This is a genomic window from Streptomyces sp. NPDC013317, assembly GCF_055563155.1.
The window spans coordinates 359413-379188 of sequence record NZ_JBVHDX010000003.1 but is presented as its reverse complement, the minus strand read 5'-3'; the positions used below and the strand labels follow the sequence as shown (position 1 = coordinate 379188).

General features: G+C 72.4%; 15 protein-coding genes. 9 read left to right on the top strand and 6 right to left on the bottom strand.

The window, feature by feature from the left end; all coding sequences use genetic code 11:
• The 7 genes from ACZ3IJ_RS10545 to ACZ3IJ_RS10515 all read left to right on the top strand — a co-directional run bounded on the left by ACZ3IJ_RS10545 (position 1) and on the right by ACZ3IJ_RS10515 (position 9510).
• A complete protein-coding gene (locus tag ACZ3IJ_RS10545; protein ID WP_467467290.1) occupies positions 1-4896 on the top strand; it encodes a beta-ketoacyl synthase N-terminal-like domain-containing protein in 4896 nt (1631 codons plus the stop codon).
• A complete protein-coding gene (locus ACZ3IJ_RS10540) occupies positions 4893-5216 on the top strand; it encodes an acyl carrier protein (RefSeq protein WP_391799078.1) in 324 nt (107 codons plus the stop codon). Before ACZ3IJ_RS10545 ends, ACZ3IJ_RS10540 begins: the two co-directional genes overlap by 4 nt.
• A gap of 3 nt (positions 5217-5219) precedes the next feature.
• The gene (locus ACZ3IJ_RS10535; protein ID WP_467467289.1) at positions 5220-6098 is read left to right on the top strand and encodes an alpha/beta fold hydrolase; all 879 of its coding nucleotides are present in this window, start codon (positions 5220-5222) and stop codon (positions 6096-6098) included.
• Positions 6095-7291, top strand: a complete 1197-nt coding sequence (locus tag ACZ3IJ_RS10530) for a glycosyltransferase (protein WP_467467288.1) — start codon at positions 6095-6097, stop codon at positions 7289-7291. The genes ACZ3IJ_RS10535 and ACZ3IJ_RS10530 overlap by 4 nt, the downstream gene beginning before the upstream one ends.
• Positions 7288-8391, top strand: a complete 1104-nt coding sequence (locus ACZ3IJ_RS10525; protein WP_467467287.1) for a class I SAM-dependent methyltransferase — start codon at positions 7288-7290, stop codon at positions 8389-8391. The genes ACZ3IJ_RS10530 and ACZ3IJ_RS10525 overlap by 4 nt, the downstream gene beginning before the upstream one ends.
• 155 nt (positions 8392-8546) lie before the next feature.
• Positions 8547-8885: a hypothetical protein gene (locus ACZ3IJ_RS10520; protein WP_391799074.1), complete on the top strand. Its 339-nt coding sequence runs from the start codon at positions 8547-8549 to the stop codon at positions 8883-8885.
• Between the two features lie 85 nt (positions 8886-8970).
• Entirely contained in the window at positions 8971-9510 is a 540-nt protein-coding gene (locus tag ACZ3IJ_RS10515; protein ID WP_467467286.1) for a 2'-5' RNA ligase family protein, read from the top strand.
• Positions 9511-9626: 116 nt separating this feature from the next.
• Here the strand turns inward: ACZ3IJ_RS10515 and ACZ3IJ_RS10510 are convergent, their stop codons facing one another.
• The 5 genes from ACZ3IJ_RS10510 to ACZ3IJ_RS10490 form a co-directional block, all read right to left on the bottom strand.
• The gene (locus ACZ3IJ_RS10510; RefSeq protein WP_467467285.1) at positions 9627-10163 is read right to left on the bottom strand and encodes a transglycosylase SLT domain-containing protein; all 537 of its coding nucleotides are present in this window, start codon (positions 10161-10163) and stop codon (positions 9627-9629) included.
• A 348-nt stretch (positions 10164-10511) separates the two neighbouring features.
• Positions 10512-11429, bottom strand: a complete 918-nt coding sequence (locus ACZ3IJ_RS10505) for a squalene/phytoene synthase family protein (RefSeq protein ID WP_467467284.1) — start codon at positions 11427-11429, stop codon at positions 10512-10514.
• A 30-nt stretch (positions 11430-11459) separates the two neighbouring features.
• Positions 11460-12773 (bottom strand): MFS transporter, encoded by a 1314-nt coding sequence (locus tag ACZ3IJ_RS10500; protein WP_467467283.1) that lies wholly within the window; start codon positions 12771-12773, stop codon positions 11460-11462.
• A complete protein-coding gene (locus ACZ3IJ_RS10495) occupies positions 12770-13384 on the bottom strand; it encodes an ArsR/SmtB family transcription factor (protein ID WP_467467282.1) in 615 nt (204 codons plus the stop codon). Before ACZ3IJ_RS10495 ends, ACZ3IJ_RS10500 begins: the two co-directional genes overlap by 4 nt.
• 162 nt (positions 13385-13546) lie before the next feature.
• Positions 13547-15565 (bottom strand): ABC transporter ATP-binding protein, encoded by a 2019-nt coding sequence (locus ACZ3IJ_RS10490; RefSeq protein WP_467467281.1) that lies wholly within the window; start codon positions 15563-15565, stop codon positions 13547-13549.
• Between the two features lie 523 nt (positions 15566-16088).
• On the opposite strand from ACZ3IJ_RS10490, the gene ACZ3IJ_RS10485 reads away from it, so the two are divergent.
• Positions 16089-17606: a DHA2 family efflux MFS transporter permease subunit gene (locus ACZ3IJ_RS10485; RefSeq protein ID WP_467467280.1), complete on the top strand. Its 1518-nt coding sequence runs from the start codon at positions 16089-16091 to the stop codon at positions 17604-17606.
• Positions 17607-17632: 26 nt separating this feature from the next.
• Here ACZ3IJ_RS10485 and ACZ3IJ_RS10480 read toward each other — a convergent pair whose 3' ends face one another.
• Positions 17633-18010, bottom strand: coding sequence for an FKBP-type peptidyl-prolyl cis-trans isomerase (locus tag ACZ3IJ_RS10480; protein WP_467467279.1), 378 nt, complete (start codon positions 18008-18010; stop codon positions 17633-17635).
• Between the two features lie 230 nt (positions 18011-18240).
• Between ACZ3IJ_RS10480 and ACZ3IJ_RS10475 the strand changes: the two genes are divergently transcribed.
• Positions 18241-19644 (top strand): DUF5685 family protein, encoded by a 1404-nt coding sequence (locus tag ACZ3IJ_RS10475; protein WP_467467278.1) that lies wholly within the window; start codon positions 18241-18243, stop codon positions 19642-19644.
• Positions 19645-19776: the final 132 nt, after the last annotated feature.

Below are 19776 nucleotides of genomic sequence, written 5' to 3'. Positions count from 1 at the left end.
ATGACCCTCCCCGCCCACCCGTCGTACGCAGGTGCGGCCCACGAGCCCGTCGCCATCACCGGCATGGCGGTGATGCTGCCCGGCGCGCCCGACCTGGCGACGTACTGGCAGAACCTCACCACCGGCGCCGACATGATCGGCGACGTGCCTCCGGGACGCTGGGACAGCGCGTACTACCACCCGGGCAGTGCCTCGGAACCGGCCGTCGCCGACCGGGTGTACTGCCGGCGTGGTGGCTTCGTCGACGCCGTCGCAGAGGTCGACGTCACGCGGTTCGGCGTCATGCCGCACTCGGTGCCGGGTACGGAGCCCGACCAGCTCATCGCCCTGCACGTCGCGGCGAGCGCCCTCGCCGACGCGGGCGGAACGGATCGGCTTCCCGACCGCGACCGGGTCGGGATCGTCCTCGGCCGCGGCGGCTACCTCACGCCGGGCCTGGTCCGCCTCGACCAGCGGGTCCGTACGGCCCGGCAGCTCGTCCGCACACTCGGTGATCTCGTGCCCGGCCTGGACGAGGAGCGACTGGAGCGCGTACGGGAGGCGTTCACCGACCGTCTCGGGCCCGGGCGGCCGGAGGACGCCATCGGTCTGGTGCCCAATCTCGCCGCCTCCCGGGTGGCCAACCGTCTCGATCTGCGCGGCCCGGCCTACACCGTGGACGCGGCGTGTGCCTCGTCGTTGCTCGCCGTGGACCAGGCGGTGGCCGCGCTCGTCTCCGGACGCTGTGACGTGATGCTGGCCGGTGGTGTGCACCACTGCCACGACATCACCTTGTGGAGCGTCTTCGCGCAGCTGCGCGCTCTCTCGCCCAGTGAACGGATCCGGCCCTTCCACCGGGGCGCGGACGGCATCCTCATCGGTGAGGGCACGGGAGTGGTGGTGCTCAAGCGCCTCGCCGACGCCGAGCGGGACGGTGACCGCGTCTACGCCGTGATCCGGGGCACCGGTGTCAGCAGCGACGGCCGCACGTCGGGGCTGGTCAATCCCGATCCGGCCGGGCAGACCCGGGCGGTCCGGGCCGCGTGGCGGGCCGCCGGTCTCGATCCCGCGGAGCCGGGATCTCTCGGTCTGCTGGAGGCCCACGGCACCGGTACTCCTGCCGGTGACGCCGCCGAACTCGCCACGCTCCGCGAGGTGTTCGGGCCGCCAGGGTCACCGGAGCCGGCGGGGCGGTCCGGAGTGGCGACGGCGGACGCCACGGATCCGTCGGATCGAGCCGACCCCGGTAGCCGGCCGGTGATCGGCTCGGTGAAGTCCATGATCGGGCACGCCATGCCGGCCGCCGGCGTCGCGGGACTGGTCAAGGCCGCCCTCGCCGTCCACCACGGCACGCTGCTGCCCACGCTGCACTGTGAGGACCCGCATCCGGCGCTGGCCTCCACCCGATTCGCCCCGCTCTCCCAAGCGGTTCCCTGGGTGCACGGGCCGGGTCGGCCGCGACGGGCCGCCGTGAACGCGTTCGGCTTCGGTGGCATCAACGCCCATGTCGTCCTCGAACAGGCGCCCGCGACCTCCGGTGGCCCCGCCCTCACGGCGGCGCACCTCGCCGCCCCGGCGGGACGGCGCCGGGCCGTGGTCCAGGAGAGCGAGCCCCTGCTGCTGGTGAGCGCGACGACGCCCCAGGCGCTCGGCGCGCTGCTCGACGCAGCCGACCCGCGCACTCCGCCCGGTGCGGACGCGGGACCCGTACGGCTGGGCATCGTCGGCCCCACGCCCAAGCGGCTCGCGCTGGCCCGCCGCGTCGTCGCCAAGGGGGAGGCCTGGCACGGTCGCAACGACGTCTGGTACCGTCCCGGCCCCCTGCTCGGCGGCGGCGCGAGCGGCAGGACCGCCTTCCTCTTCCCCGGCCTGGAAGGGGAGTTCGCGCCCCGCGTCGACGACATCGCCGATCACTTCGGGCTGCCCCGACCGCTCCTCCCCTCGCCCGCGCCGGACCTCGACGGCCGGACGCGCGAGCCCGGTGGCGGCCTCGGCCGTCACGGGCTCGGTGTCGTCGCCGTCGGACGGCTGCTCGACACGGCCCTGCGCCGCATCGGCATCGTCCCCGACGCCGTGGCCGGGCACAGTGTCGGCGAATGGACCGCGATGGCCGCCGGCGGGCTCTACGAAGAGGCGGCCGTCGACGCGTTCATGACCGCCCTCGACCCCGAGTCGGTCCGGGGCGTCGACCTCGCGTACGCCGCCGTGGGCGCCCACGCGGACCGGGTGACCCGACGCCTGGCCGACGGCGGACATCCGTCCGTCGTCCTCTCCCACGACAACGCCCCGAACCAGTCGATGGTGTGCGGCCCTCCCGAGGCCGTGGAGAGGTTCGCGGCCGGACTGCGCGCCGAGGGCGTCCTCGTCCGCGTCCTGCCGTTCCGCTCGGGCTTCCACACCCCGATGCTCGAACCGCTCCTGGGGTCCATCAGGGCGGCCGCCGACGGAATGCGGCTGCGGGCCCCTCACGTTCCTGTCTGGTCGGGCACGACGGCGGGGCCCTTTCCCAGAGAAGAGGCCGCGGTCCGCGCCCTGTTCGTACGCCATCTCCTCGAACCGGTCCGCTTCCGGAGGCTGACCGAGGCTCTGTACGGAGCGGGCTTCAGGGTCTTCGTACAGGCCGGGCCGGGGCAGCTCGGCTCCCTCGTCGGTGACACCCTGGCCGGTCGGGACCACCTGGTCGTGGCCGCCAACTCCCCGCACCGCTCCGGCCTGGCACAGCTCCGAAGGGTGGCCACCGCGCTGTGGACGGCCGGGGCGCCGACCGACCCCCGCCTGCTGAACGCACCCGGGCCGTGTGTCGCCGCCGCCGCGTCGTCCGCCGTACCGTCGTCCCCGCCCGTCCCCGCGTCGGCCGGGCAGCGTGTCCGCCTCGACCTGGGCAGCGCGCTGGTGAACCTGACGCCGGACCCGGCGTTCGTGGCCGCGCTGACCCCGGATCAGGCCGCGGATCGGACCGCGGATCCGGCTGCCGCTCTCGAACCCGCCGCGACCGTGTCGCCGGTGGCCGGCGAACTGTCGGCCCTGCTGAGGGAGACCGCCCAGACGGCCGCGACCCTGATGGCAACGGTGGCAACGGCGGGCACGCCCCGTACGTCCGGGCGACCGGTGACAGCGCCGGTCAGGAGGACCGCCGCCCCCCTGACCGAAGTCCCCGTGCCCGCACCGTCCTTGCCCGCACCGTCCGTGCCCGTGCAGTCCGAGGCCGGGTCCGGGTCCGCGTCGGCCGACCCAGGAGCTCCCGGCACGGTGTGGCACGACCACGTGCGGGTCGGCGTGGATCAGATGCCGTACCTGCTCGACCACTGCTTCTTCCCGCAGCGCGCAGGCTGGCCCGACGTCGCCGACCGCTGGCCCGTCGTGCCGGCCACCACGATCGTGGCGCACCTGATGGCGGCGGCCGAGAGGGCCGTGCCGGGCGGCGTGGCCGTGGCGGTGCACGACGCGTGCTTCGACCGGTGGCTCACGGCAGCCGATCCCGTGGACGTGCCCGTGACCGTGACCGCGCAGGGGCGGGGGCGGGTGGCGGTGTCGTTCGGACCCGACGCCCGCGCCGTGGTGGAGCTGGCGGACCGTCACCCCGAGGCGCCACCTGCCCCTCCGCCCCCCGACCCCGGCTCCGAGCGCGTGCCCGCGCACACCGCCGAGCAGGTCTACCGGGAGCGGTGGATGTTCCACGGCCCGTCGTACCAGGGCATGAGCCGGCTGACCGCCATCGGCGACCGGCACGTGCGCGCCACGCTGACCACCCCGTCGGCACCGGGCGCTCTGCTGGACAACGTGGGACAGGTACTCGGCTACTGGATCATGGCGACGCACACCGAACGCACCGTGGTCTTTCCCGTGCGGATGCGCCACATGCGCTTCTTCGGACCTCACCCAACCCCCGGCACACCGGTGGAATGCGAGATCCGGATCGTGTCCCTCACCGACACGGTCCTCGAAGCGGACGCGGTGCTCACCGTCTCCGGGCGGGTGTGGGCACATCTGACCGGCTGGCAGGACCGGCGCTTCGACAACGATCCGCACACGCGGCCGGTGGAGCGGTTCCCGGACCGCAACACGCTCTCCGCCGTCCGGCCCGGCGGCTGGTCACTGGTCTTCGAGCGCTGGCCCGACCTCGCCTCACGGGAGCTGATCATGCGCAACGCGCTGGGCGGCGCCGAACGTTCGGCGTACGCGGAGCGGTCACCGCGGGGCCGCCGGCAGTGGCTGCTCGGACGGATCGCGGCCAAGGACGCCGTGCGTCGCCTGCTGTGGGCGGACGGGGAGGGCTCGGTGTACCCCGCCGAGCTCGTCGTCGGCAACGAGGCGTCGGGGCGTCCGTACGTCACCGGCCGTCACGGGCGGGAACTCCCGCCGCTCGACGTGTCGGTCGCCCACTGCGCCGAGGCCGGTGTCGCCCTCGCCCGGCACCGGCACCGAAACCCGCACCCGCACCCGCACCCGGACCGGCCACCGGGCGCGGAAGAGGGCTCCGGCGCAGGCGGATGCGGCGTGGGGATCGACATCGAGGAGGTGACCGTGCCCGGCGGGGCGACCGTCGCCACCGCGCTCTCCCCGGCCGAACAGGAACTGCTGGCGGCCCGCCAGGCCGTCGGCGGGGGCGGGGGCGGGGAACAGGCGGCGCTGTGGTTCACGCGCTTCTGGGCGGCGAAGGAGGCGGTCGCCAAGGCCGAGGGCACGGGCCTGGGCGGACGGCCGCGCGCCTTCGAGGTGACGGGGGCGGAGGGCAACCGGCTGACCGTGACCGTGCGCCCGCCGGACGCGCCCACCCGGACGTACCGGGTGAGCTGCGAACGCGTCGCCAATCCGCCGGGCCTGCCACCGCGCGTGTACGTCGTCGCCTGGACCACCGGCCCGGACCCGGAGCAGCCGGGGGCGGGCACCGAACGTGACGAGAGGGATCAGACGTGACCACCACCCAGCCCTTCGACTCCGCGCGGGCGGACGAGGCAGCGGTTCTCGCCGAACTGACGGACATGATCGAACAGGTCCTGGTGGAGTACGAACTCGACGACACCGAGATCACGATGGAGACGCGCTTCGGCCGCGACCTCGAACTGGAGAGCATCGATCTGGTGACGCTCGCCGGGCTGCTCCGGGACCGTTACGGCAGCACCGTCGACTTCGCCGAGTTCGTGGCCTCCATGGAGCTGGAGGAGATCGTCGAACTCAGCGTGGGGCGGCTCGTCGAGCACGTCTGTCTGTGCCTGAAGGCCGAGGGGCGGGACTGAGCCATGGCGATCGTCGACACCGGCGACGTCCGGTTGCACGTCCAGCGCCTGGCCGCCCGCCCGGCAGCCGCGAGCCCCGCCGACGGAACGGCCGCCACCCCCCTCGGCGATCGAGCCGCCGCCCGGGACGCCACGGTCGTCCTGCTCCACGGGCTGCTCACCGACAGCCTGGCCAGCTACTACTTCACCGTCGCTCCGGCCTTCGCGGCCGCCGGCCTGGACGTGGTCATGTACGACCACCGGGGCCACGGCCGCAGCGGACGGCCCGAGCGCGGCTACACGCTCGGCGCGTTCGTCCACGACCTGGACAGTCTCCTGGACCGACTCGACATCCAGAGCCCGGTCCACCTGGTGGGCAACTCCTTCGGCGGTACGGTCGCGTTCGGATACGCGCTGCTCCGGCCGGAGCGGGTCGCCGGCATGGTGGTGATCGAGTCGGAGCCGGCCACTCCGTCCTGGGCGGTCAAGCTCGGGGGTCTGCTGGAGCGGGTCCGCCATGAGATGAGTGTGAACGAGGACGCCGCTCTCGACTGGATCGCCACCCATCACGGGGGCCACACCGCCCGGTTGGCGAAATCCGCCGGCCGGCTCGTCCGTGACACCACCCTCGCCCTGGACATCCCGGCGAGCGCGGTCCTGGGCGACGACGACGTGCGCGCGATCCGCTGCCCGGTCCTCGCCCTCTACGGCGCCGACTCGGATCTGGCCGCGCAGGCACCGCGGATACGGTCGCTGTTGCCGTACTGCGCGACCGAATCGCTCCCAGGTCACCAGCACTCGGTCCTGGTGGAGGCGCCGGGCCGGGTACGCGATCTCGTCCTGGACTGGGTGGGCCGGCACTCGTCCCCGGCCGGCGACCGCGACGCGGTGCGTGTCCGGTGAGCCGTTTCCTGTTCGTCGTGCCGCCGCTGGTGGGGCACATCAACCCGGCCGTGGGCGTCGCGGCGGCGCTCACCGCCCGGGGCCACCAGGTGGCATGGGCGGGCGAGCCCGCCCTCGTACAGCGCCTCGCGGGCGGGGACGCGACCGTCCACCCGTGCCCACCGGCCGACGCGGCCGCCGGGGGCGCGGAACAGAGCGCACGGCCCTCGGAGATCCGTGGCCCTGAGGCGCTGCGGTTCCTGTGGGAGCGTTTCCTCGTCCCGCTCGCCGAGGCGATGGCACCCGGCGTCCGGCGGGCGGTCGACGCCTTCCGTCCGGACGTGGTCGTCGCCGACCAGCAGGCACTGGCAGGCGCCCTTGTCGCCGAGGATCTGGGCCTGCCGTGGGCCACGTCGGCGACGACCACGGCCGAGTTCACGGACGCCCTGGCGTCGATGCCCCGCGTCGCCGCCTGGAACGCGGCGTTGCTGGGGGAGCTGCGTGCCCGGATCGGCGATCCGGCGGGGAGCGGCGACCCGCGTTTCTCCCCGTACCTCGTGCTCGCCTTCAGCACCCCGGAGTTGGCGGGGCCTCCCGCGCGGGGCGGCGACCGGGTGCGCTGGGTCGGCCCTTCCCTGACCGCCCGGCCTTCCGCCGCCGTCTTCCCCTGGCAGCGGCTCGATCCGCGACGGGCACTGGTCCTGGTCACCCTGGGCACCGCCAACACCGATGCGGGGGCGCGTTTCCTGGACCGTGCGGCCCAGGCGCTGCGAGCCCGGTCCGACCGGGTGCAGGCCGTCGTCGTCGATCCGGAAGGCGCCCTCGGCACCGGACCTGAAGACCGGGATGTGATCACCCTGCCCGTGGTCCCTCAGCTGGAGTTGCTCGCGCACGCCGACGCCGTCGTCTGCCACGCGGGGCACAACACCGTGTGCGAGGCGCTCTGGCACGGCGTCCCCCTGGTGGTGGCGCCCATCCGGGACGACCAGCCGGTCGTCGCCGCCCAGGTGGCCGATGCCGGGGCCGGTGTTCGGATCCGCTTCGGCCGGGCGTCCTCGGACACGATCGGGGCGGCCGTCGACACCGTCCTCTCCGACCCACGTCCCCGGGACGCGGCCCGCCACGTCGCACGGGCCTTTCGCAGCGCGGGCGGCGCCACGGCTGCCGCCCTCCATCTGGAACGGCTGGCCGAGGGCAAGAAGGAGGACGCATGAGTTCCGTATCCCGCGAGGCCCACACGCTGCGGGTGGCCGCACTGCGGTCCGCGTACGGCAAGGATCTGGCCGAGGGCACCGGCGCCTTCTTCGCCCCGCGCGCCCTTGCGTGTCCCTGGTGCGGCTCGTCCCGGCTCGGCGAGCATCTGCGCACCACGGACCTGCTCCAGCACAAGCCCGGCGTCTTCACCCTCGACCGCTGCCACGACTGCGCCCACGTGTTCCAGAATCCCCGGCTGAACGAGCGCGGACTCGCCTTCTACTACCGGGACTTCTACGACGGTCTCGGCGAGGAGCGCCTCGGCGGCCTGTTCGGCGGGCGCGTCGCGGCCTACCACTCCCGGGCGAGGTCCCTGCGGCCGCACCTCGCGGGAGCCGCCGCCGAGTGGCTGGACGTCGGCACCGGACACGGCCACTTCTGCGAGAACGCCCGGACCGTGCTGCCGGCAGTCGTCTTCGACGGCCTGGACCGCTCCGAAGGCGCCGAACTCGCCGAGCGGGCCGGCCGCGTACGCCGGGGCCATAGGGGAACGTTCGCCGAACTCGCCGAGCCGATGGCCTGCTCGTACGACGTGGTGAGCATGTTCCACTACCTGGAGCACTCCACCGACCCCTGGCGGGAGCTGGAGGCCGCGCACACCGTGCTACGGCCGGGCGGGCTGCTGGTGATCGACGTCCCGGACCCCGAGAGCCGGTTCGCGCGGCTGCTGGGACGCTGGTGGCTGCCCTGGCTCCAGCCGCAGCACCTGCACCTCGCACCGGCGGCGAACCTGCGCCGTCGGCTGACCGAGACGGGTTTCACCGTCCTCGCCGAGGAACGCACCGAGGCGCACGACGCGGTCGACCTGGTGGCCGCGACATGGATCGCACTGGACGCGCTCGCCCCACGAGAGGACCTGCCGTGGCTCTCCTCCCCGCCCGGCCCGTGGCGCCGAGCGGCGAGGACGGCCGTCCTGGTCGCCGGCATACCTCTGCTGCTGGCGGCCACGGCTCTGGACCGCTTGGCGGCCCGCCCGCTCGCCGGCCCGCTGCGGCTGACCAACGCGTACCGCCTGATTGCCAGACGGCGACCCGACAGCACCTCGTACGCGTCCGACTGATCGGCTGCCCGGAGAGGGGGACGAAGTCTGGTCGCTCTCGACCGTCGGTCGCCTCCCGCAACCGAGTTCGCGGCGTGCGCGAGCGGAGGTGGAGACTGCCCGTCCACCGTGGGCCTAGGCTCTGTCGGATGCAGCGAGCTGAGGTTCTGAAGCGAGTGATCGGCATCCTGACGGAGGCCGCGGAGATCCGCCGGGCCGCGGAGGCGGGGGAGAACGAGGACAGCTCCGAGTTCGGATCCAGCGTGGTGACGCAGATGTTGAACGAGATGCTGCCCTCCATCAGGGTGCCGGCCGATGCCACCCCGCAGGAGGTGGCCCGGCTCGTCGCTTCGGCTCTCGGACCCGCGTTGCAGACCATGGTCGCGGGCTTCACCTTGGCCTTCACCAGCCTGGCCATGACGCACGACAGCGGCCAGAGCGACATCTCCTCGACCGAGGTGCTGCAGACGCTGGCCTTCCAGGTGGAGGCCGGGCTGTTCGACGAAGGTCCCTGAGGGCTTCCCCCGACGGGCCCGGGGAAGACCGAGCAGCGGAATCGGAGCCGCGCCTTCTGCGGCTGCCATGACACCCTCTGGTGCCATGGCAGATGACAGGAGCCGTGGATTTCAGGCGGGTACGACGGCGCTCATCGTCCGGATTCCGGAGGCGGAGCCGGTGGTCCGCGGGTGGCGTGAACGGCTCGACCCCTCGGCACGCGCCGGGGTCCCGGCCCACGTCACGGTGCTCTTCCCGTTCCTCGACGAGAGCCGGACAGACGCGCTCGTCCACTCCGCACTCGCCGAGGTGCTGGGCAGCCACCCGGCGTTCGACCTGCGGTTCGAGAGATGCGGACGGCTTCCGGAAGTGCTCTTTCTCGTCCCCGAACCCGACACGCCGCTGCGGCGGCTCACGGAGGCGATCGCCGACCATTGGCCTGAGGCACCGCCGTACGGCGGCCGCTTCGCCGACATCGTGCCGCACCTGACCATCTCTCAAGGGCAGGACGACACCGTCATGGACGAGATCGAGGCCGACCTCGTCGGCAAGCTCCCTTTCACTTCGCGCGTCTCGTCGGTCGAACTCATCGTGCACGACGGGACGAAGTGGCAGGAACAGGCGTCGTTCTCGCTCGGAGGATGATCGGCTCGAATCCTGTGCCGCTACCGCAGACGAGGGGCCCGGCGCAGCCGGGCCCCTCGTCGTGTTCCTCCGTCTCGCGGCCGCCGGCAAGGCGGCTCTCGGGCCGGGGGAGGTGATCAGTAGGCGGAGTCGACGTTGTCGATCGAGCCGTACTTGTCGGCCGCGTAGTTGGCGGCCGCAGTGATGTTGGCGACCGGGTCGGTCAGGTCGTGCGGGGTGCCGGGGACGTGGTAGGCGTCGAACGTGGGCTGGATGACCTGCAGCAGGCCCTTCGACGGCGTGCCGTTCTGCGCGTTCACGTCCCAGTTGTTCTGGGCGTCGGGGTTGCCGGAGGACTCACGCATGATGTTGCGGTGCAGGCCCTCGTAGCTGCCGGGGATGTCCTCGGACTTCATGATGTCCAGGGCTTCCTTGATCCAGCCGTCGAGGTTGTCGGCGTACTGCTTCTTCGCCTTCTTGGCCTTCTTCGCGACCGGAGCGTCCACCGCCGACACCTGGGACGCCGAGACGTTCGCCGATACCGGGGCGGCCTGCGCGGGCGAGGGGGCCAGCGTGAGCGCCGCGGCTGCGGCACCGGCGGTGGCTATGCCCGCGACGGACAGCTTGCGGAAGCGGACGATGCGGCGGGTGGTGTTCTGCGTGGGGGCGGTCATACGCGAGTGACTCTCCATCTGGGGACGACGTGGGGATTCCGGCCGAACGCGGTACGGCGCGAGAAGCGGCTCTCCGCGAGGCGGCCGGGGGATCGGGGCGGTCGGGCGAACGTGCTGTGCTCCGGCCCGCACCGGGATCCCCGCAACGACAGCCATGGTTAGGGCCCCACGGATCGCGGCGCAAGGATGTGACGTACTACCCCATCACGTAGCAAATGCCCCGCCGGTCGTACGCAAGGCGCCAGGGCGCGGCACCGCGGAGCGCCGCAGTACTACCTCCCCTAAGACGTGACGTGGCTCCTGTGCGGGGCATCACAGCCACGCCTCCCGCCCGGGCTTCCGCATGACTCAGCGGTCACGCGAGATCACCCTCCGTGCGCTCGCCGTCCGCGCGGCCGTCTCCCGCAGCAGAAGCAGGGCGGCCGCCGGCGCCGAGGGCCCGGAGCCGCGTGTCGCCAAGGACGCGCCCGCCCGGCGTACCCCGTCGAGGCGGAGGTCCTGGACGCCCACGAGGGCGCGGATGAAGGGCCGGTACGGCGGCTCCACCACGCCCGCGAGGGCTCCGGCCGCCGCAAGGTCGGTGGCCGACCGGGCCGCCTGCTCCTGGACGAGCCGGCCCAGCGCGGCGTCGGGCCGGGTGAGGTCCGCGCGATGGCGTGCCACCGCGTCGGCGGGGACGCCCGTCCGGCCCCCGCGCACGTCCTCGGCCAGATCCTCCAGGAAGTCGATGCGCTGCATGGCGCGGATGAGACGGTGACAGCCGTCCGTGAACGCTTCCCGTTCCCCCGCGTCCGCGGGGGTGAGGAGACCGGCTGTGAGCATCAGCGCGGGCAGCGAGTACGCCCGCACATAGCGCTCCAGATCCTCCTCGTCCGCGAAGGTGCGCCACGCCACCTCGAGCTCGCAGCCCCGCAGGAACGCGTCCACGTGGGCGCGCACGCTCGGGTGCCGCTCGGCGGTGCTCACCAGACAACGCAGTACGGGCAGTGCGGAGCCACCCTCGGCGAACGCCTTCCGTACGAGCCCGCCCCACTCCGCGAGCGCGGCCGCACGAACGTCCGGCGCCCCGCGATCGATCCGGTCGTCGGTGTCGTGCATGAAGGCGACAGCGGCGACGACATGGGGCAGCAGTGCGGCGGGGAGCAGCAGCCGCGCGGCCGCGTACTCGGCGGTCGCGAACCTCCGCACCGCCCGCCGCTGCTCCGTGTAGTCCCGCCGTAGCCGCGGCTCCCTGACCCCGGCCCGGTCGAGATGCCGCTTCCACATACCGATCCCCTCTCCACACCCGCCGAGAGCCTACGACGAGGCCTGTCGACCCACCCCGGACGCCCCCTGGTCGGTGCCAGGCGGGAGACTCCGGCCAGCCGGCGATGCGGACCTGGGCGGGTGGAGTTCGGCGCGCCGCAGCACGGGGACCGAGAGGCCGATCGCTGCCGCCAACAGGAGGATCGTGCCGCATCCGTAGAAGAACACCTCCGCTCCCCAGAGGGCTACCGTGATGCCGACGGCGGGGAAGAGCACGGGATCCAGGCCCAGCGTGCACAGAGTCGTGAGCGAGGTGACCCGTCCGAGGTAGCGGGGATCTGTCTCCGTCTGGACCAGGGCGCCGGTCACGGTGGTCGTGAACCCGCTGGTCAGCCCAATCAAGGAACTGAACATGACGGCGGCGGGCAGTGAGGTCGCACGACCCAGGGCGACCGCACCCGCAGCCGTGGCGAGCAACACGCCGCACATCGTCGGCCCGGCACGCGGTATGCGGGGCGAGACGGTGAGCAGCAAAGCCGAAGCCGCGGCTCCGAGACTGAACGCGCTCGCCATCCACCCCATGCCCGAGGCGCCCCAGCCGCGTTCATCGGCCAGGAGCACCAAACCGGTGGCGACCGGACCGCTGAAGCACATCTCGCTCAGCCCGATCAGCGTGACCAGCGGGGCGAGCATCCGGTGCCGGCGGACGTATCGCAGACCCTCGCCCAGTTCACGCCAGGCGGAGCCGCTCCGGGGCTCCCCCGTCAGTGGAGTGATCCGCACGGCTAGCAACAGGACGAACGAGAGAGCGAAGAGAGCGGCAGCGGCTGCGAACGCACCGGGCGCGCCGCTGATCACCGTGACAGCTCCCGCAAGGAGGGGGCCGACAGCATTGCTCAGCCGGATCGACAGACCGCGCATCCCCTGGACGCGGGTGAGCTGGCCAGGTGCCGTGATACGTGGCGGGAGCGCGCCCACCGCCGGCATGAACACCGCGTCCACCACGCCGAAGACCGACGCGACCGCCACCAGCAGCCAGATGCCCGGGGACGCCAGCATGAGTGCCGCCGCGGCAGCGAGGATCACCGCACAGCGCACCGCGTCGCTGACGACGGCGACCCGGTGCGGCCCGAACCGGTCGGCCACCACGCCGCCGCCGAGCATGAGCACCGCACGGGGAAGAGCTCCGGCAGCGAACACCAGGCCCACCTGCGACGGCCCTCCTGCGCGTGTCGCGGCCCACGACAGGGCGAGAAAGTACACCACGTCACCGGTGACCGAAGCCGTGTACGCGGCAAGCCAGCGCAGGACGTTGGTGTCCCGGTAGGCGGGCCGCGCGACCGCGGCCATGCCGTGCGCGTTCATGCGTCACCGGTCGGCGGGAGGGCCGTTCCGGGCACCGGAAAAGCCTGCAGTTGCAGTGCTACCGGCGCAGCGCCTTCGGTCGCCTCGTCCTCCCCGTCCCGGTATCGCAAGATCACCTCGAAGATCTCGGCCCGCAGCCGGTCCAGGTCGCCCGGGGCCAGATGCAGGAGGAAGTCGCTGTAGGCAGTGACGTCGAGCCACTCCTGAGGAAGTAGCGGCACCTCGTGTGCGGCCCTGCGCAGGCGATCCGCAGCGGCGAGGGCGGCTGCGTGGGTGTATGCGCGTCCGCTCGCACGCTGCTCCGCGGGCGCGGTGGCGAGATCATGGATCGACTGGCGATGGGCCGATCTCCACCACCGCTCGCGGCCGGTGCCGCGGTCCGACTCCTCCAGGATGAGTCCCCCCGACGCAAGGCGACGCAGGTGGTAGCTGGCCGCGCCGGGGTTGATGCCGAGCTCTTCGGCGATCCGGGTGGCCGTGGAGGGACCACGTTCGCGCAGCAGAGTGAGTACGTTCACGCGCATCGGGTGAGCGAGTACGCGCAAGGCAGCGGTGTCGAGTTCGACGTCCTGTCCCGAAGGCCCGGCGGATGCGGGCGAGGAGGCGACCATCCGCCGAATGTAGACCTACAACAGGTGTTTCGAAAGAGATGTTGTGAGAGGAAGGGAGCGTCAACCCGAGCCTCGCGTCCGAGAATTGACTTGAGCAGGGTGCATCCGGATCCGCGCCGACAGGAAGTCCGGCAGGAGCACCGAACGCGAGGGACCGAGTGGTTACAGTTCCTGCCCCTCACCGACGCCGCCCGTCGCCTGGCTCGCTGTCACGTCGACCGGGGCGGGCTGCGCCGGCACGGGCGGGTGCAGGAACTGGCGGGCCTGCAGTTCGTACATCTCGCGGAACAGGCCGACGCCGGTGGTGGGGTCCATGAGCTCGGTGAAGGTGCCGTGTTCGACGACGCGGCCCTCGTCGAGTACGTAGATGAGGTCGGCGTGCCGCACGCTGTGCAGGCGGTGGGTGATCAGGACCGTGGTCTGGCCCTGACCGGACAGCTGGTGGATCTGGTCGAAGACCCGCTGCTCGGCAGCCGGGTCGAGCGCGCTGGTCGGCTCGTCCACGATCAGGACGGTGCCGTTGCGGTACCTGGCTCGCGCGAGGCCGATCTTCTGCCACTGCCCGCCGGAGATCTCCTGGCCGCCCTTGTAGCCGCGGGAGAGCAGACTGTCCAGGCCGCGCGGGAGGCCCTTGACCACCTCGTCCGCTCCCGCGTAGGCAGCGGCGGTCTCGACGGTCCGGTCGTCCATCGTGGCGTGACTGCGGCCGATGCCGATGTTGACGCGGGCGGTGAACGGCCAGCGGAAGAAGTCCTGGGCGACCATCGCCACACGGTCGAAGATCTGCGCGCGGTCGGCTTCGGAGGTGCTCACGCCGCCCCACAGCACTCGGCCGGAGTCGGGGAGCCGAGCGCCGCTCAGCAGGCGGACCAGGGTCGACTTGCCCGAGCCGTTCCTCCCGACCAGGGCAACGGTCCTGCCCCGCGGGATGACGAGGTCGACCTCGTGCAGCGACGGCTTGTCGGCACCCGGGTAGGTGAAGGTGACCCTTTCGAACCTGATCTCCTCCGCGTCCTCGGGCAGGGCGAGCCCGCCGGAGGGGATGGCACGCCGGACCGCCTCCTCGCACAACCTCTCCAGGTCGGCGACGAACAGGGCCTCCTCCTGGACGTCGGTGACGCGCAGGACCAGGTCCGTGATGCTCGCAGCTCCCGTACGGATCGCCAGTACCGCCGTGCCGGCGACGGCAAGGCCCGTCTGCCCGTGCCACAGCAGCAGCCCGAGGACGCCGTACGTGGTGAGGGTCGCCACGCCGCGCGCCGAATCCGCGACCAGATTGGTGCGGGCGCCGGTCCACGCGAGCCGGGTCTGCTCCCGCTCGCTCGTCTCGGCCATCTGACGGAAGTGCTTGAGCAGGAACGGCGCCGCGTCGTGGACCCGGATCTCAGCGGCTGCCTGCTGGTTGATCAGCAGTTGGCTGATCAGCTTGGCCGCTCGCACGTGCTGGACGAAGCGGTGCCAGCTGATGTACCGGTGCCGGGCCATGGTCAGCGCACCCCATGCGCTCGGCAGGGCCATCAGGGCGAGGAGCGGCAGAAGGACCGGGTGCAGGACGGTCAGCACGCCGGCGGCCGCGATCAGTGAGATGGCGGAGGTGACCACGGCGGTGCAGTAGCCGACCATCCGCCGCGCCGAGTCGGCGCCCCACTGGGCGGAGTCCATGAGCTTGTGGAACGCGTCGTCCTCGATCGCCTCCAGCTCCACCCGCGCCACCAGGCCCAGATAGCGCTCGGTCGCCACCCGCTGTGCCTTCGGCTCCAGGATCCCCGTGGCGGCGGACGACGCCGACCGGCACACCGAGCCGACCACCGCGAGGACGGCGACCAGCACGAGCGACGGCAGCGCCGCCCGGAGCCGGCCGTTGATGTCGCCGGCGGCGAGCAGCTCGACGAGCAGGGCGTTGACCGCGATCAGGGCCACGGCCTGGGCGACGCCCCGGGCGACCTCGCTCACGGCGACGGTGACGAAGGCCCGTGGATCGGCCTCGCGTGCCAGCCTGACCGCCACCGCGACCTGCCTCGGCAGCGAGCCGGCCATGGCGCGCAACCCCAGCTTCAGCCAGGCGCCGTCGTGGGCGCCCCAGCCGTAGTCGTAGGTGAGCTCGCCCCCGAACAGCAGCTGCTCCGAGTCCGACGGGCTGCCCGCCGCGGCCGCCAGGGGGTCACTGTCGAGGTTCGTCATGCCCCCCACCTCCCATCCGTCCGTGCCGAGCGAGAGGCACGGACGGTGCTCAGGGAGGACGCGAGGCCGAGCCGGAGAAGGCGGCCGGGCGCGGCGACGGGAGTGGCAGGCAGGGGAATCAGGGTGGTGGGCACGGGGTACAAGGCGGGCTCCATGAGACGTAGTCGGGGCGTCGCGAGGCTCAACGACGCTGCCCGGCGCTTCGAACACATGTGTTTCGGACGCCGTCCGAACCCCATGAGCAGGCGAATGCGCGTTCGTGCCGTATGCATCGACCCGTGCCGGAAGAGGGCGGCGGCAGCACCGGCCGATGGCCGAAACGCCGACACCGACCCGCCAGGCCTTCGCCTCGTACCGCCGCAACGGTCGAGGACCGTCTCCCCGACCGTTCCGACGCCGTTCGCGGCGGCCGTTAAATGGCTTGAGCTCGGGCGGTGGGACGGACAGGATCGGTGAACACCGATGAGTTCTTTCCGGCGCCGCGGTCTGTCGGTGTGACCTGCTACGCGCGGAGGACACTCACATGACGGAAGGCGCCATGCTCGCACCCCAGGCAACACCCGCCCACTCGCCCGACCGTGTCGCCGCCGTGCTGCGGATCCTCGTGCTGTCCACGTTCGTCGTTCTCCTCAACGAGACGATCATGGTCAACGCGATTCCGCGGCTCATGCGCGAGTTCGAGGTCACGGCGGCAGCCGCGGGGTGGCTGTCCACGGCCTTCATGCTCACCATGGCCGTCGTCATCCCGGTGACCGGGTGGTTCCTCCAGCGCGTGACGACCCGGACCGCCTTCGGCCTGGCCATGGCGCTGTTCCTCGCCGGTACGGCGCTGGCCGCGGCTGCGCCCGCCTTCCCCGTGCTCCTGGTCGCGCGTGTCATCCAGGCCAGCGGCACCGCCGTCATGATGCCGCTGCTCATGACGACGCTGATGACCCTCGTGCCGCCGCAGGACCGCGGCCGGGTCATGGGCAACATCACCCTCGTCATCTCCGTCGCGCCCGCCCTCGGTCCGGCGGTCTCCGGCGTGCTGCTGCAGCTGGGCAACTGGCGCCTGCTGTTCCTGGCGGTCCTTCCCATCGCCGCGGCCATGGCGATAGTCGGTCAGCGCAAGCTGGTCAACATCGGCGAGCCGCAGGCCGGTCCGATCGACTGGCTGTCCGTCCCTCTGGCGGCAGCGGGCTTCGGCGCCCTGGTCTACGGCCTGAGCGGCCTCGGTGCCGGGGACGAGGCATCGGCGGTCGTGCCGCCGGAGGCCACGACCCTGGTCGGTGCCGTGCTGGTCGGCCTGTTCACCTGGCGGCAGCTCGCTCTGCAGCGCTCGTCCACGCCGCTGCTCGACCTGCGCGCCCTGACGTTCCGGCACTTCTCCGTGGCGCTCGGCCTGATGTGTCTGTCCTTCATGGCGCTCATGGGTGCGTTCATCCTGCTTCCGATCTACCTGCAGGAGGTGTGCGGCCTGACCTCACTGCAGACCGGGCTGCTCCTCATCCCGGGCGGGCTGACGATGGGCCTGCTCGGACCTCAGGTCGGGAAGCTCTACGACCGGCTCGGCGCGCCGCGGCTGGTCGTCCCCGGAGCCGTACTCACCGCGCTCTGCCTCGCGCTGTTCGCCCTCACGGGCGAACAGACGTCTCCGTGGGTCGTGCTCGCCCTTCACGTCGCCCTGAGCGTCGGCATGGCGTTCGTCTTCACCCCCGTCTTCACCTCGGGCCTGTCCGTACTTCCGCCGCACCTCTACCCCCATGGCTCCGCCATTCTGGGCTCGCTCCAGCAGGTCGCGGCCGCCGCCGGCACCGCCCTGGTCATCAGTGTCATGTCCGGGCGCGCCGCCACGGCAGCAGCCGACGGCGCCGGCCCGACGGAGGCCCTGGCCACGGGTATCCGGTGGGGATTCGGCATCGGCGCCGTACTCGGAGGGCTGACGGTCCTGGTCGCGCTGCTCGTCCGTACGCCGCCCGTCCCGCAGGCCCCCGCTGCGCCGGAGACCCAGGACGAAGACGGCACCACGGCGACCAAGACCGCGCACACGCCCACCACGTAGGTGCTGCACGGGCAGCCAGGCCCTCCTCAGGCCACGGAGAGCAGGTCCACCACGAAGACGAGCGTGGAACCGGCCGGGATCAAGGGAGTGGGGGACTGGTTGCCGTAGCCGAGGCGCGGGGGAACGATGATCTCGCGCCTGCCGCCGACCTTCATCCCCCTGATTCCCCGGTCCCAGCCCTTGATGACCCTGCCGCCGCCCACGGCGAACTTGAAGGGTTGGTCCCGGTCCCACGAGGCGTCGAACTCCTTGCCGGACGCGAAGGTGACTCCGACGTAGTGAACCCGGACCACCCTGCCCGGCTTCGCCTCGGGCCCGTCCCCGACGACGAGGTCCCGGATGGTCAGCTCTGTGGGAGCCTCGCCCTCCGGAAGGTCGATCTCGGGCTTTGTCGGTTCGCTCATGTCCTGCCGCCTCGTTCCTCTCCACCGGCCCGCCCTGTACGGGCCGGCCGGCTGCACGGTGACCCCCGTGCGCTCGAGGATCACGCTACCGAGAGAGCATCTAAAATGACCGCACGTCGACGGCGCATGCCGTCGGCGTCCCATGCCGGTCGGACCAGTTGCGCGGACCTTCGTCCGCGAGTCGTCCGACCGGCTGCGTTCAGGCAGCTGTTTCTACGGGGGAAGATCCGGTGTTCGGAATCATCAGGCCATGCCGTCATCGGCTGGGCGAGGGCTTGCGTACCGAGTGGATGGCGCACCTGTGCGGGCTGTGCCTGGCGCTGCGCGGCGAGTACGGGCAGTTCGCGAGGGTGGCAACCAACTACGACGGTCTGATCATCTCGGTACTGACCGAAGCTCAGTCGGAGCGATCCGGCGACTGGCGGCGGGAGGCCGGTCCGTGCCCGCTGCGCGGGATGCGGTCGGCCGACGTGGCGCAGGGCGAGGGCGCACGGCTTGCGGCGACGGTGTCGCTGGTGCTGGCCGCCGCGAAGATACGTGACCATGTGGCCGACGGCGACGGCCTGTTGGGGCGTCGCCCGGCGGCGCTGGCGGCACGCCGGATCGCCCGGGGCTGGGACCGTGCAGGCGCCGCGGGTGGCGAACGGCTCGGCTTCGACACCGCGGTGCTGCTCGACGCGGTCGAGCGCCAGCCGCAGATCGAGCGGTCGACCGTCCGGGGCGGCTCGCTGTTGACGGTCACGGAGCCCACGGAGACGGCGACCGCCGCCGCTTTCGCGTACACCGCCGTACTCACGCACCGCCCGGCCAACGCGGAACCGCTGGCGGAGGCCGGTCGTCTGTTCGGCCGACTGGCGCATCTGCTGGACGCCGTGGAGGACCTGGACGCGGACGAGGCGTCGGGCGCGTGGAACCCCGTCGCCGTGACCGGCGCGGACCGCGCCGAGGTCCGCAGGCTCTGCGACGACGCCGTCCACGGAATCCGCCTGTCCCTGTCCGACGCCGAGTTCGTCGACGGCCGGCTGGTGCGGGCGCTTCTGGGCGGCGAGCTGGAGCGTGCCGTCGACCGGGTCTTCGACCCCCGGCATCGCCACCATCGGCACACCCGCCCGGCGCGCGGCGTGCGCATGCTGCCCTGGCTGGGCCGCCGTACGGTGACGGAAGAGCCCTCGCAGGCCGGTGCGGGGGAGGCCTGCGGTGTCGGCGTGCTCGCCGTCGCGGGCCCGGAGGGCGTGCCGACGGCATCGGGCCGGCCGCCGGAGGGGCAGTGCCGCCGCTGTCGCGAGGTGCGCCGACTGTGTGGCGATTGCAGGCTTTGCTACAACTGCTGCCGCTGCGACGACGACGCGGACCCGGGTGAGGGCGAGTCCTGGCAGTTCGGCGACGGCAACCGCAACGGCGGATCCGGCCGGGACGCTTCCGGGAGGGACGGGTCCGGCAGGGACGGGGCCGGGGGTGAGGGCTGGTTCGGCGGCAACTCCGGTGGCTCCTCGGGTGGTTCGGGCGGTTCGGGCGGAGGGCACGGGTCGGGTGGTTCCGGCGGTGGCTCCGGTGGTGGTTGCGGCGGCTCCGGTGACGGCTGTGGCGGAGGCTGCTGCAACCCGTGCAAGTGCTGCTGCGACTGCTGCGACTGAACCACGGAGGAGCCATGCGGAGGAGCGGCCCACCTGGATTCCTGGTGGGCCGCTCCGTTCGTGCGATGCGCACGCGTGTCGATGCAGCCGTTCGCGTCAACTTCAGGCTGATTCCATTCGAAAACCTTCGTA

Excerpts from the sequence above, each read along its gene's own strand:
- ACZ3IJ_RS10505 (WP_467467284.1), bottom strand. The coding sequence starts at position 11,429 with ATGTGGAAGCGGCATCTCGACCGGGCCGGGGTCAGGGAGCCGCGGCTA.
- ACZ3IJ_RS10515 (WP_467467286.1), top strand. The coding sequence starts at position 8,971 with ATGGCAGATGACAGGAGCCGTGGATTTCAGGCGGGTACGACGGCGCTC.
- ACZ3IJ_RS10545 (WP_467467290.1), top strand. The coding sequence starts at position 1 with ATGACCCTCCCCGCCCACCCGTCGTACGCAGGTGCGGCCCACGAGCCC.
- ACZ3IJ_RS10510 (WP_467467285.1), bottom strand. The coding sequence starts at position 10,163 with ATGACCGCCCCCACGCAGAACACCACCCGCCGCATCGTCCGCTTCCGC.
- ACZ3IJ_RS10490 (WP_467467281.1), bottom strand. The coding sequence starts at position 15,565 with ATGACGAACCTCGACAGTGACCCCCTGGCGGCCGCGGCGGGCAGCCCG.
- ACZ3IJ_RS10525 (WP_467467287.1), top strand. The coding sequence starts at position 7,288 with ATGAGTTCCGTATCCCGCGAGGCCCACACGCTGCGGGTGGCCGCACTG.
- ACZ3IJ_RS10535 (WP_467467289.1), top strand. The coding sequence starts at position 5,220 with ATGGCGATCGTCGACACCGGCGACGTCCGGTTGCACGTCCAGCGCCTG.
- ACZ3IJ_RS10485 (WP_467467280.1), top strand. The coding sequence starts at position 16,089 with ATGACGGAAGGCGCCATGCTCGCACCCCAGGCAACACCCGCCCACTCG.
- ACZ3IJ_RS10495 (WP_467467282.1), bottom strand. The coding sequence starts at position 13,384 with ATGGTCGCCTCCTCGCCCGCATCCGCCGGGCCTTCGGGACAGGACGTC.
- ACZ3IJ_RS10480 (WP_467467279.1), bottom strand. The coding sequence starts at position 18,010 with ATGAGCGAACCGACAAAGCCCGAGATCGACCTTCCGGAGGGCGAGGCT.
- ACZ3IJ_RS10500 (WP_467467283.1), bottom strand. The coding sequence starts at position 12,773 with ATGAACGCGCACGGCATGGCCGCGGTCGCGCGGCCCGCCTACCGGGAC.